Genomic DNA, 12,051 nt, shown 5'->3' with positions numbered 1-12,051 from the left:
GATTGGGTTATACGCTATAAGGGAAGATAATCTAGAAACTAGAAAAGAGAAGATAACCTGGGAAAGAGAAAGTAACCTGAATAAGGTAACCCAGTTATTCGAAGCAAAAGTAACCTGATGATTTAAAGCCGTTCTGGCAATAAGCTGTACGTAAAGTGTCATACCTAACAACTTGTCACCTAACAATAGTGGAATCTAGACCAGACCTTTGACAATAATAAGGTTGGGCCTTCCATTTTCATTCATATTGATACCAGCATATTCAACGGATGCAGACATTCAGAGTCTATCATCATCAACGCAAGGGCTATCGTGCCGTTCCTGTCGGCTTTTGTTGGCCAGCAGCAGGGCTTGGCTTTCTCTGGGCTGCGGCCAATAGTCTTTGGGGCCAAGCGTTTATGCTCTTCCTATTCACAGGCGGCTTAATTGCAGCAGCTGTGGCGAGTGGGCTTATGAACTCTCAAATGCTGATGTTAGGCGCTTTGGCAGGTTTAAGCATGCTGCCTATATGGGCAGGCCTTCAAGGCAATCAGTGGTACTACGAAGCCCTGGAGAAAAAAGGCTTTCGACTGATCAAACGCATTAGCGCCAGCAGCGTGACAGCTGCCATTAACGCGGCACAACGGAGTCAACAGCAACGAGAGCGGCAATCTTCAGCAAAAAGTGAAGAGCAATCCAACGGCACTCGGTTTGGACGCGACTTCAGAGATATTCGGGATGGCAGCAAAACACCCCAACAAGCCCCTCCACCACCCGACCGTCAACCGGCTTGGCGTCGACGCTAAGAACAAAACGCATTACAGTGGCAGATCTTTTCTATCACTGTAATGCTTGATTTTCCTATCCAGGACCGCCATAACCCTTGCATGCCCGCTCATTGCGGCGCCATCGATTGATTAATGGCCGATCAGCCACAAGGATTTTTCTATGACTCCATCTCCTCATATTGTTGATATTACGCTCGAAAACGTTCAGCAGGTCGTACTTCAAGGCTCGATGGAGCGCCCAGTACTTGTCGACTTCTGGGCTGATTGGTGCGCACCTTGCAAAGCATTGATGCCGATTCTGACCAAGCTTGCTGAAGAATATGCCGGCCATTTTGTCCTGGCCAAGGTCAATATTGACGAGAACCCAGACCTCGCCGCTCAATTTGGCGTTCGCAGTGTGCCATCGGTCATGCTCGTCAGTCAGGGGCAACTTGTTGATCAATTCAACGGAGCCCTTCCCGAAAGCGAAATCCGCGCTTTCCTGGGGAAACACTTAGACACCCGCAGCCCAGCCGAAATTGTGCGTGAACAAATTGATCAATTAATCGGTGATGGCCAGCTAGAGCAAGCCCAAGCTTATTTGCAAGAAGCCATTACACAGCTACCCGACGACATTGAGTTGCAGGTTTTGCTTGCACGTGTGTTATTGCAGCAGCAAAAAACCGACGACGCGAAAGCAGTGCTCGATCATTTGCCGGAAACAGAAAAAGGCCGACCCGATGTCAAAGGGCTGATTTCTGGGCTGAAGTTTGTCGATGCAGCCCCTTCTCTAGAAGTGCTGGCGACACTCAGTGACCGAGATGATAGTGAGGCCCGCTACCTCAAAGCGATGAATGCATTAGTACAAGGCGAGCATGAACAAGCCCTTGAATTACTGATTGCGATCATGCGCGATGACCGCACCTTCCAAGAAGGGGAAGCCCATAAAGCACTACTCGAGGTGTTTGCCTTACTGGGAGAAAGCCATCCTCTGGTGGCACCGTATCGACGCAAACTGTTCACGCTGATGTATTAACCCAATATCGACGGGTACGGGCGTATTCATGAAACAGGCATAAAAAAGGCGATATACCGGGCTATGGTTCGGTATATCGCCTCTCGCACTACACAACCTAATCGTCAGCCTGCTCACTCAACCCCTGCACGAACCACTCACAAATCAAACAAACCATTCAAAATCGCACGGGCCCTTCAAACCGATAACTTCCACGCAGTGCCCCCTCAATTGATCTCAGACAAAATCAACCTAAACGGAATGCCTGATATTCCTGGCGGTTCAACAGCCCATCGCCATCGTGATCCAGCCCGGAAAAAGCTAGCGTCAAGTCAGAGGAGCGTTTAGCCTCTGTACGAGAAATTAAGCCATCATGGTTTTGATCCAACTGAGAGAAGATAGGATCAGCACTGCTTAAGTAACCCAATGTCGGCGGCTGATGAGTCACGCCCATCTCTCCCACCCAAGCCGTCACTACGGCCATCAATAAAGCGCTCAACAACATGACGCGTAACAATGGCCAGCGTTTTAAGCTGAACATAACTCACGCTCCTTTATTTAAATGTAGCTCTATTTTGCGCACTTTAGACCATTTTTTAAAACGTCTCTTATTTACAACACAACAACCATCAGCCCGCCCGATCAAGCAGTTAACCCCTTGCTTGAAATCAGAGATGACGCTCCATAAAGTAATACCCCACAAAGCCCTACTTCACTGATGGAGTTACACGCATGCTGAAAGCCGGTATCACCCTGCTGGTTCTACCAGGCCTACTCTTAATGTTCGCTTGGTGGTTTGATTACAAGGCAGCATTGGACTGCTTATATGCGGGAGGGAGCTACGATTATGTCGCCCAGGCATGCCTGAACGATGGTAGCCAAGCGCCTTTCGTCTCATTTGCCCAGCGCCACCCCTTAGGCGTTAACAGTTTTTTAGTGGTATCACTATTAGGGCTAGGGCTAACGATGGGAGGGCTTTATCGTCGACGCCAGCAATCGAGTCAAATGAATAAAAACCAATAACTCAATCGTAGCAAGGGTCGATATCTAGGCATCAATATAGAGAGAGGCGGCTCGACATATTACTCGTCGTCTTGTGCTAATCAAGCACGGCTCACAAAGCATCAGCAATCATGGCATGCCGCCAAGGCGCACTAAAAAGCACCTTATAACGTACTTTTTAGGTGTAATTTAAACTGATCAGGATCGAGCATGGCTTGGCGTTTAGTGCGCCCAGGCTTATAACGCATATCATATTGAAGTATGCGATCGACTTGATCGCTGAGCTCAGCATCCACACCTGCTCCCAAAATAACGGAAACCAACGCCTGAGGGGCAAAGGGAACCAGAGCAATACGACGCCCAGTGCTGGTGGTATGCTCCGCTTTTGCTTCTTCCTGAGGGCGCACTAAAAGCCAACTTTTCTCTGCTGCATATTCTGCCGGCTGATGAAATAGTGCTGGAAAGGGTTGTTCAGGATGATCTGCACGAGGGCGCGCTTGCCCATACTGAACCGGCTTAAGAATCTGTTTACCTTGCCGAAAACAAGGATGTGTCATATCAAACTCAAGCACCAAGCCACGATGACGATCCGCATAGCGCTCCCACAATAGTGGATTATCCCCACGCTCAAATAAACGCAAACGAATCAATTGCTCATAGGGTGCAGAAGAGGGCATTTTGGGCGGCTTCCCTTGACGCTTAGCCTTCATCTGACTTTCTATTTTGGCTCGCTTCTTACGCGCTTCAGCTTTGAAGTAATCTAACGACACAAGCCCCGCCATCTGAGGCGGAAGCGCTTTATATTGCCGGTCCAGTTCCGCTTCAAACTCCGCATCAGTAATTCGGACAGATTGCCGGGCAATCGTTTTAGCATTTTGCTCAAAAGGATCAAACTGTGCATTCACCGGTTGAAAATGCAATCTCACATGGCGTAACACATCCAGCTGCCCAGGAGAAAGATATAAAAACAAACGCTTGGACTTCATTTAAGCCCGGCCTCCTCTGAGCATAAAGCCTGCCGATAAATACGCGTAAACTCGTCAGGCATTCGCCTTGGTCGACCACTGGAGAGCTCAATGCACGCAAAACGCGTCCGCCCTCTTAACAGGCAGCGCTTATCCTCACAACGCAGCAGCTGGAAACGCCGAGTAAGCGAAAGCCGACCATCACAGTCCACAATCCAAGTGGCTAACATCAACTGTTCACCCTCACGGGCTGCAGCTAAGTAATCAATCTCATGACGCACAACGGCCATCGCCCGATCCAGCGCTTGATAACGCTTGAGATCAAGTCCTAATGCAGCCGAGTGAGCCCAACTGATTTGTTCCAACCAGCGCACATATTCCGCATTATTGACATGCTGATAATCATCAATCGCATCAGGCATAACCGTGAGAGGCAAAACAAAAGGGTCAGACAAATCCCAGTCAAGCATGGGTCAACTCCACTGCAAGGCGAGTGACTCAGTCGCCATCGGTAGGGGGCGGCAATGGACAAGGGGCTTCACACTGCCAACAGACGGCAAACTGGCCCTCATTCCATTCACCACATTGTTCACAACACCATTGAGGCCATGCCGGTAACGGTGTATACAGTTCAGTGTGAATTAATTGGATTGCCCTAACCTGATTGTGGTCACTCACCCAAAGTTCAGGTTCACACTCACCCAAAGGCAAATCACCGGCACCGCCAGCAAGCCAGAGATTCCTCATCTCACAAGGAATCCCGGCTTGCTTAAGCAGATTATGCAAATGCCCGAGTAATAACGTATCGTGATGCGCAAAAATACGGGCGTACGCCATCGGTACGTCTCAGTCGTCCAAAACCGACTGATAAGTTGAAGTGTCCATCAAGGCGCTCATCGCCTCTTCTGGATGCTCGGCCTTCACCACCACAAGCCAAGTCTCCCAAGGAGCATCATTTAAGGCTTCAGGCTCATCATCCAACGACTCGTTCACTGACACAATTTCACCCGATACAGGCGCATGAACATCCGATGCGGTCTTGACCGACTCAATCGTGCAGAAAGAGAGACCCGCCTCCAACAATTGGCCCTGTTGGGGCAATTCAACAAAAACAACATCACCTAACGCTTCTTGGGCATGATCAGTAATCCCCACCTGAATCAGTCCATCATCCTGTAACCGAGCCCATTGATGGGTCTCAGAAAAACGTCGGTCAGTCGGCAAAGAAGCACTCATCTCAATCGTCATCCTTTAATTTAAGCTTATGGTGCTGACGATCCTGATAATCGTCGACTTTACGTTGCAAAAGCGCAGCCATCTGTTCAGCTGACGCTTCACCCTGCAAATGGGCCACAGGCAACCACATAGGCCCTGGGTATAATAAAAAACCTTCAGGCGTCCGAACCACCCGCTTGAGCTGGGACCATGGCATACGGTTCGTTTGATCATTCACCGTTGTCGCCAGCTCATCTTCGCTGAGGTCAAACTGAAGTGACATCGGCGTACTTTGCGCACGATCAAATGCTCGCCGGAACGACCAAGCGAGAAGTTTGCCACGCATGGCGTACCACAATAACCCCACGGCCACGAGCACAAGATCTGACTGAGCAAACCCTCGATGGGCATAATTCAAGCCCAAGGTCCCAAGAATCGCAATAATCACCACCATGGTGACCACCTTGCGGCGGCGACTATTAGGCCCTAACTCATAGTCATAAAGGCTGGCCCGCACAAACTGAGCACGGCTCCAGCGATAAGCAACCTGCATACCCTCTCCTTGATTACCCGGCTGACAAACGTTGGCTCTGGATGATGCAGGATAATAGCCAGCACCGGAACCGTACGGTCAGATCAGTCACATCACCACCCAAGGTGATTTACTAAACGCAACACCTGCAATGTACATCAAACACAGAAATCCCAGGCCAAATGCCCAACCTCGCTGACGTTTAATGGCCAGCGTTGCCAATACGATATACACAATCAAACCGATCAGTTTGGCCGTCAACCAGGCACTGTTATACAAAGGCCACATATTCAGTTGATAGCACATCAACAAGGCCATCAAGAGTAAAAAAGTATGGCTGATATGAGACGCTATTCGAGCCCAGGCCGCCTGAACCCAACTGACATTCAATTGCGCACAAACACCTCGTGTCAAAAAAAGCGCGACACTCGCCCCGACACCCAATAAATGCAGGTTTTTTAACAGCAAATAACTCACAATAGGCCCTTTATTCGATGATGATCCGATTGACCGCATGGCGCGATTGTAACAGAAGTCTAGTGCTGACAGTGGGGACAAAAGACACTGGCACGCTGGCCTAAACGAATGTTTTTCAAGGTCGTCTGACACTCCCGACAAGCTTCACCCGCTCGCCCATAGACACGCAATTGCTGCGCGAAATAGCCCGCAGCCCCATCACTACCGACAAAATCTCGTAAGGTTGTCCCTCCAACCTCAATCGCTTGGGCCAACACCTGCTGAATTGCGCCGGTTAAGGCTTCATAGCGTGACAAGCTAATACGACCAGCAGCTCTTCGAGGATCAATACCCGCTATAAATAAAGCCTCAGTGGCATAGATATTCCCCACCCCGACCACAACCGCATTATCCATAATGAAGTTTTTGACTGCAGTCTTTCGGCCCCGAGATTGCTGATACAAATACGCCCCCGTCAGTTCTGCGCCTAATGGTTCAGGGCCGAGCGATGCAATCCGCTTATCGGCCATAGGGTCACCCTGCAACCATAACAAGGCGCCAAAACGGCGCGGATCATGATAACGCAGGGCATAACCATTGCTCAGCAAGAGCTCGACATGGTCATGCTTACGCAGCGGTGTCTCGGGAGACACTAAACGTAAACTTCCGGACATCCCGAGATGCCATAGCAGATGCCCTTCTGCAACCGGCATCAACAGGTACTTGGCGCGTCTAAACAGCGCTCCAATACACTGCCCCTCAATCAAAGAAGAGAGGTTATCGGGGATAGGCCAGCGCAGCTTTGGCTGGCGCACCGTCACGCGCTCAATCACCTGTTGCTCCGCATAAGGGGCTAAACCGCGTCGAGTCGTTTCTACTTCAGGTAACTCAGGCATATCGGCTACTCAGGACACATGAAAGCTCGAAATTAAGCATACCGCGTACTTAATCTTCAAGCGTTTTAGTCTTCACAAGGGTTTATCGCCAGGGCTTGCATCTTCAATGACTGACCTATAACTGACCTTCAATGGCAGACGCCGCATCACCGGCAATGGCAAGACATTTAAGCACAGAAAAAAGCCCAGCACGTTGCCGTGCTGGGCTTTTTAATACCGCCACTCAAGCTTGCAAGAGCCGATTAATTGCAAGGTCAACCTAATACAGATAAAACCTTATCATTAATAGACAATTGCCTCGCCAGATCATCATTTAACGCCACCCAATGGTGGCGCCAAATTACTTGATCTTGGCTTCTTTATAAGCCACGACCTTACGTACAACGGGATCGTATTTGTTACGCTCAAGTTTTTCCGGGGTATTACGACGGTTTTTCATCGTCGTGTAAAAATGACCTGTACCGGCACTAGATACCAGTTTGATCTTCTCGCGCATGACTCACTCTCCTGGGTCGGTTGCGTCAATCGAATAGCAAAGGCAGCGACGTCTTAGACGCGCTCACCGCGCTTACGAATATCATTCAGCACGGCTTCGATACCCTGCTTATCGATAATGCGCAGACCTTTAGTGGATACGCGCAGTTTTACGAAACGCTTTTCTGCTTCAACCCAAAAACGGTGGGTGTGCAGATTCGGCGAAAAACGACGACGCGTTTTGCGATTCGAGTGAGATACATTATTACCAGTGATCGGGCGCTTACCGGTCACCTGACAAACCATGGACATTGATTAAGCCTCCAGCCGCTCGCTATGGCGTGATATTCCAGACAATGAATGCTCAAAAATGAGCACTTTCGGGGCAGACCGGCAGCATGGCGAGGCGTTAGCCGTTACCCCCTACCAGAAAGGCGGCATGTTATAGCAAAAAGCCGCCCGCCGGGCAAGTCGCCCCGCAAGCAAAAATGTAAATTCCCGGGCATTATAGCAAGCCTTGGGTGGCAAAGGATACTGGTTCGCCATCTGCAATCAACAAGTGATCCAGTAATCGCACCTCAATCAGTGCAAGAGCCTCTTTCAACTGACGCGTGATCGTCAAATCCGCACGACTGGGCTCACGCACACCCGAAGGATGGTTATGAGCCACAATCACTGCAGCGGCATTATGCGCTAAGACCAGCTTAACCACTTCTCGTGGGTGAACACTGGCACCATCCAAAGTCCCTCGAAATAACGTTTCGTAATGTAAAACACGATGTTGATTATCGAGCAGCAGCATCGCAAATACTTCGTGGGGCAAATCTCTTAATTTCGCTTTAAAGAAATCACCGGCCGCCGCAGGGTTGCGCAACGCCTCGGCACGATTCAGCTCAGCAGCGAGATGACGCCGAGACATTTCCAGCACGGCCTGAAGCTGAACATACTTGGCCGGTCCCAGCCCATGCTCAGCACAAAATTGTTGTTGCGAAGAGGTCAACAAAGCACGTAAACCATCAAAACGGGACAATAGCTGGCGAGCTAAATCCACCGCCGACAACCCCACGACACCAGTACGTAGAAAAATAGCCAGCAACTCGGCATCAGACAAAGCCTCAGCACCGAGTTGCAATAATTTTTCTCGAGGGCGCTCACCCTCAGGCCAATCTCGAATCCCCATAAGCTCCTCCTTGAGCTCCAATATCCCATTGAATCTAGATATCGCACTGAGTAATGTGCATGGCGCGATACCGACCATGTGACAACACATGGCAGCCAACCTTGTCCAGTGATAAGGTTAAGCGGCTTTCCCAGCCAGGAATTATTCATGACAGGTCACGACATGAACTGCAAGTCAGCGCTTCAAGGGCGACGCCTACTTTTAGGCGTCAGCGGCGGTATTGCCGCTTACAAGAGTGCCGTATTAGCACGAGCCTTGATTCGGGCCGGAGCGGAAGTCCGCGTCGTCATGACCGCCGGCGCTAAGGCCTTTATCCAGCCGCTCACGTTTCAGGCATTGACAGGACATCAGCCTCACGAACACCTGTTAAACCCAGAAGCAGAAGCCGGTATGGGGCATATTGAACTGGCCCGCTGGGCAGAGATTATCCTGATCGCACCCACAACCGCCGACGTCATGGCCAAGTTAGCCGCAGGGCTGGCCGATGACCTCCTCACCACCCTCTGCCTGGCCACACAAGCCGACATCTGGGTGGCACCGGCGATGAATCAAGCCATGTGGGCACACCCTGCGACACAACGCAATCAGGCCACCTTATCCACCCTGGGTTATCACCTGATTCAACCTGAGGCGGGACTGCAAGCTTGCGGTGATACCGGTTCCGGGCGCATGCCAGAACCTGAGGCCCTGGTAGCACATCTCCAACACCACTATGCGCAAGCCTCCTCCCCCACAACAGGGGGGCACCAAACGCGATTATCATGTGCTTCCTCGCAAGCCACCGTTCAAGATAATGTCGACCAAACCCGCGACAAACTGCGAATCACCATCACCGCAGGACCCACGCGTGAACCTCTGGACCCGGTCCGGTACTTATCCAATCACAGCTCAGGGAAAATGGGGTTTGCTCTAGCCGAAGCGGCAGTGCAACAAGGGGCGGATGTCACTTTAATTTCCGGCCCGGTTCATTTACCTACACCGGAAGGCGTTACTCGACTGGATGTGGATACTGCAGAGCAAATGTTGGATGCCGTACTCAAAGCACTACCGTCAACCCACATGCTGATTGGTTGTGCTGCCGTCGCCGATTATCGTGCCGCGACAGTGGCTGAACATAAGATCAAAAAACAGTCTCAAAATGGTGATGAGCTGACCTTACACTTAGTCAAAAACCCCGATATTATCGCCACTGCTGCAGCACGGGGTCAGGCCAAGTTTGTGGTGGGCTTTGCGGCGGAAACACAAGATGTCGAAGCCTATGCCGAAGACAAGCTGATACGCAAAAAACTGAACGCCATTGTGGCTAATGATGTCTCAGACCCCACAATAGGGTTTGGCAGCGATGAAAACAGAGTCACCTTACTATCACGCCGGGGAGAGCACATCATACGTCAGCCCCTCCCCCAAGCGAGCAAAGCCGCATTGAGTGACACCCTGATCCAACAGCTCATATCACTGTACGATCAACACCACTCATCGTGACGCGCTTGTGCCCAAATCGCACACGACTCACTTTAATACTGATGTTATCCGATCACGGAGACCCCCTGTAATGAATCGTCCGCAACTGGCCGTTAAAGTCCTAGATTCACGCATCGGCCATGAGATTCCCATGCCCAGTTATGCCACAGAAGGTTCTGCCGGCATGGATTTGCGTGCACTGCTGGATCACCCCTTAACACTCGCTCCCGGCGAAACCACACTGGTTAAAACGGGTCTCGCCATTCATATCCAAGATCCGTCTTTAGCGGGCATGATTCTGCCTCGCTCTGGCTTAGGACATAAACATGGCATTGTATTGGGCAACTTAGTTGGGCTGATCGATTCAGACTACCAAGGTGAACTCATGATCTCTGTCTGGAATAGAGGCCAATCCACCTTCACCCTAGAGCCGGGAGAACGGTTAGCGCAATATATACTGGTGCCTGTCGTCCAGGCGGAGCTTCAAGTGGTCGAAGCATTTGAAGACAGCCAACGAGGAGCAGGTGGCTTCGGCAGTTCAGGACGGCATTAAAGATCCCCCCTTATGATGGCTTTTAGTCGCCCTCGTCAATCTTGATTCCGTTGAAAAGACGCAGGGCATTAGGGGTTCTCACAAGTACAAAATTTGCACAAGCGCAAGATTCGCACACCGACAGGATTCACACACATACAGGTTGCCCATGACGACTTCAATCCCGGCCTCCATCTTTCGTGCTTATGATATTCGCGGCATTGTGGGACAAACACTGACCACTGAGATCGTGATTCAAATTGGCCAATCCATTGGCTCCGAAGCGGCCGCACGCGGCGAAGATACCATTATCGTCGCTCGCGACGGTCGCCTCTCTGGGCCAGATATGAGCCAAGCGTTGATCACCGGCTTACGCCGCAGCGGCCGCCACGTCATCGATATCGGTATGGTGCCAACCCCCACCTTGTATTTTGCGACTCACATATTGGAGGGGACGACCTCAGGTGTCATGGTCACCGGAAGCCATAATCCGCCCGACTATAATGGCTTTAAAATTGTCTTAGCCGGTGAAACCTTGTCAGGCGATGCCATTACGGCCCTGTATCAGCGCATTATCGAGCACAATCTGGTTGAAGGTGAAGGTGAGCAGAGTACAACCGATGTCCGTGAAGCCTATTTGAAGCGCATTCTAGACGACGTCCGACCTGCACGCCCACTGAAGGTGGTTGTCGATTGCGGCAATGGCGTTACAGGTGAGTTAGCCCCAGCCCTGATTCAGGATCTGGGGATGCAGATGACTCCATTATTTACCGATATTGATGGCCACTTCCCTCATCACCACCCCGACCCGGGCAAGCCCGAAAATTTGAAGGATTTGATCCGTACGGTTCAAGAGACCGGCGCCGATATCGGGCTCGCTTTTGATGGCGACGGGGATCGCGTCGGAGTGATCACACCTAAAGGCCAGCTCATCTACCCAGACCGCCTCATGATGGCCTTTAGTGAAGCCTTGCTACAGCATAACCCCGGGGCTCGTATCATCTTTGATGTCAAATGCACAGGCCAGCTGGCAGAGGTCATTCAGCGTGCGGGCGGACAGCCTGAAATGTGGCGCACAGGACACTCATTAATCAAAGCCCGAATGAAAGAAACACAAGCGGCCTTAGCTGGGGAAATGAGCGGTCACATTTTCTTTAAAGAACGCTGGTATGGTTTTGATGATGGCCTCTATGCGGCAGCCCGATTGCTCGAAATTCTCGCCGCACAGCCCGATGATGCCGACACCTTCTTCGATCACTTTCCCAGCGCACAAAGCACACCTGAGATCAATATCGCCGTCACGGATGAACAAAAGTTCGCGCTGGTCGAGCGTCTCGCCCGAGAAGGCGACTTTGGGGAAGGACAAAAAACCACGATTGATGGGATTAGGGTAGACTATGAAGATGGCTGGGGGCTATGTCGCGCCTCAAACACAACCCCTGTGCTGGTGTTGCGATTTGAAGGGAAAACTCAGCAAGCGCTGAATGCCATTCAAAAACGCTTCAAACACGCCTTACAGCGCATTGACAGCCACCTTGATGTCAGCGATTTAGGCCACGATTGAATTCACTCAATTG

General features: G+C 51.0%; 17 protein-coding genes. 6 read left to right on the top strand and 11 right to left on the bottom strand.

All coding sequences use genetic code 11. The features are described from left to right. The first annotated feature begins 269 nt into the window (after nt 1–269). Nucleotides 270–785, top strand: coding sequence for a hypothetical protein (locus BFW38_RS01310; protein ID WP_068996767.1), 516 nt, complete (start codon nt 270–272; stop codon nt 783–785). A 142-nt stretch (nt 786–927) separates the two neighbouring features. After that, nucleotides 928–1,782: a thioredoxin gene (gene trxA / locus BFW38_RS01305; RefSeq protein ID WP_068996766.1), complete on the top strand. Its 855-nt coding sequence runs from the start codon at nt 928–930 to the stop codon at nt 1,780–1,782. A gap of 226 nt (nt 1,783–2,008) precedes the next feature. On the opposite strand, the gene BFW38_RS01300 is transcribed toward trxA, so the two are convergent. Continuing rightward, a complete protein-coding gene (locus BFW38_RS01300) occupies nt 2,009–2,302 on the bottom strand; it encodes an EF-hand domain-containing protein (protein WP_068996765.1) in 294 nt (97 codons plus the stop codon). A gap of 191 nt (nt 2,303–2,493) precedes the next feature. Between BFW38_RS01300 and BFW38_RS01295 the strand changes: the two genes are divergently transcribed. After that, nucleotides 2,494–2,784: a hypothetical protein gene (locus BFW38_RS01295; RefSeq protein ID WP_068996764.1), complete on the top strand. Its 291-nt coding sequence runs from the start codon at nt 2,494–2,496 to the stop codon at nt 2,782–2,784. 143 nt (nt 2,785–2,927) lie between these two features. Here BFW38_RS01295 and BFW38_RS01290 read toward each other — a convergent pair whose 3' ends face one another. From BFW38_RS01290 to radC, 10 genes are all read right to left on the bottom strand, one after another. Then, on the bottom strand, nt 2,928–3,749 hold the full coding sequence (locus tag BFW38_RS01290) for a hypothetical protein (RefSeq protein WP_068996763.1): 822 nt from the start codon (nt 3,747–3,749) through the stop codon (nt 2,928–2,930). Continuing rightward, a complete protein-coding gene (locus BFW38_RS01285) occupies nt 3,746–4,198 on the bottom strand; it encodes an acyl-CoA thioesterase (RefSeq protein WP_068996762.1) in 453 nt (150 codons plus the stop codon). Before BFW38_RS01285 ends, BFW38_RS01290 begins: the two co-directional genes overlap by 4 nt. Before the next feature lie 28 nt (nt 4,199–4,226). Beyond that, a complete protein-coding gene (locus BFW38_RS01280) occupies nt 4,227–4,565 on the bottom strand; it encodes a putative signal transducing protein (protein ID WP_068996761.1) in 339 nt (112 codons plus the stop codon). Nucleotides 4,566–4,574: 9 nt separating this feature from the next. After that, entirely contained in the window at nt 4,575–4,964 is a 390-nt protein-coding gene (gene gcvH / locus BFW38_RS01275; RefSeq protein ID WP_068996760.1) for a glycine cleavage system protein GcvH, read from the bottom strand. Between the two features lies 1 nt (nt 4,965). After that, nucleotides 4,966–5,496, bottom strand: coding sequence for a YcxB family protein (locus BFW38_RS01270; protein ID WP_068996759.1), 531 nt, complete (start codon nt 5,494–5,496; stop codon nt 4,966–4,968). A gap of 87 nt (nt 5,497–5,583) precedes the next feature. Beyond that, on the bottom strand, nt 5,584–5,952 hold the full coding sequence (locus BFW38_RS01265; protein ID WP_068996758.1) for a SirB2 family protein: 369 nt from the start codon (nt 5,950–5,952) through the stop codon (nt 5,584–5,586). A 59-nt stretch (nt 5,953–6,011) separates the two neighbouring features. Next, nucleotides 6,012–6,827: a bifunctional DNA-formamidopyrimidine glycosylase/DNA-(apurinic or apyrimidinic site) lyase gene (gene mutM / locus BFW38_RS01260; RefSeq protein ID WP_068996757.1), complete on the bottom strand. Its 816-nt coding sequence runs from the start codon at nt 6,825–6,827 to the stop codon at nt 6,012–6,014. A 340-nt stretch (nt 6,828–7,167) separates the two neighbouring features. After that, complete coding sequence (rpmG, locus tag BFW38_RS01255; protein WP_068996756.1) at nt 7,168–7,323, bottom strand: 50S ribosomal protein L33; 156 nt, start codon at nt 7,321–7,323, stop codon at nt 7,168–7,170. Nucleotides 7,324–7,376: 53 nt separating this feature from the next. Then, nucleotides 7,377–7,613 carry a 50S ribosomal protein L28 gene (gene rpmB, locus BFW38_RS01250; protein ID WP_068996755.1) on the bottom strand — a complete coding sequence of 79 codons (237 nt, stop codon included), beginning with the start codon at nt 7,611–7,613 and terminating at the stop codon, nt 7,377–7,379. A gap of 193 nt (nt 7,614–7,806) precedes the next feature. Then, the gene (gene radC / locus BFW38_RS01245; RefSeq protein ID WP_068996754.1) at nt 7,807–8,481 is read right to left on the bottom strand and encodes a RadC family protein; all 675 of its coding nucleotides are present in this window, start codon (nt 8,479–8,481) and stop codon (nt 7,807–7,809) included. Nucleotides 8,482–8,628: 147 nt separating this feature from the next. Here radC and coaBC point away from each other — a divergent pair, with 147 nt between their 5' ends. The 3 genes from coaBC to BFW38_RS01230 all read left to right on the top strand — a co-directional run bounded on the left by coaBC (nt 8,629) and on the right by BFW38_RS01230 (nt 12,038). Further along, complete coding sequence (gene coaBC, locus BFW38_RS01240) at nt 8,629–9,963, top strand: bifunctional phosphopantothenoylcysteine decarboxylase/phosphopantothenate--cysteine ligase CoaBC (protein WP_068996753.1); 1,335 nt, start codon at nt 8,629–8,631, stop codon at nt 9,961–9,963. 70 nt (nt 9,964–10,033) lie between these two features. Continuing rightward, on the top strand, nt 10,034–10,495 hold the full coding sequence (gene dut, locus BFW38_RS01235) for a dUTP diphosphatase (RefSeq protein WP_068996752.1): 462 nt from the start codon (nt 10,034–10,036) through the stop codon (nt 10,493–10,495). A 148-nt stretch (nt 10,496–10,643) separates the two neighbouring features. Next, nucleotides 10,644–12,038: a phosphomannomutase/phosphoglucomutase gene (locus tag BFW38_RS01230; RefSeq protein WP_068996751.1), complete on the top strand. Its 1,395-nt coding sequence runs from the start codon at nt 10,644–10,646 to the stop codon at nt 12,036–12,038. Nucleotides 12,039–12,051: the final 13 nt, after the last annotated feature.

This window comes from Terasakiispira papahanaumokuakeensis, from assembly GCF_001709345.1.
GTDB classification, from domain to species: Bacteria; Pseudomonadota; Gammaproteobacteria; order Pseudomonadales; family Halomonadaceae; genus Terasakiispira; species Terasakiispira papahanaumokuakeensis.
Note: the sequence above shows the minus strand (reverse complement) of the source record. Positions and strands in the feature narration are given on the sequence as shown.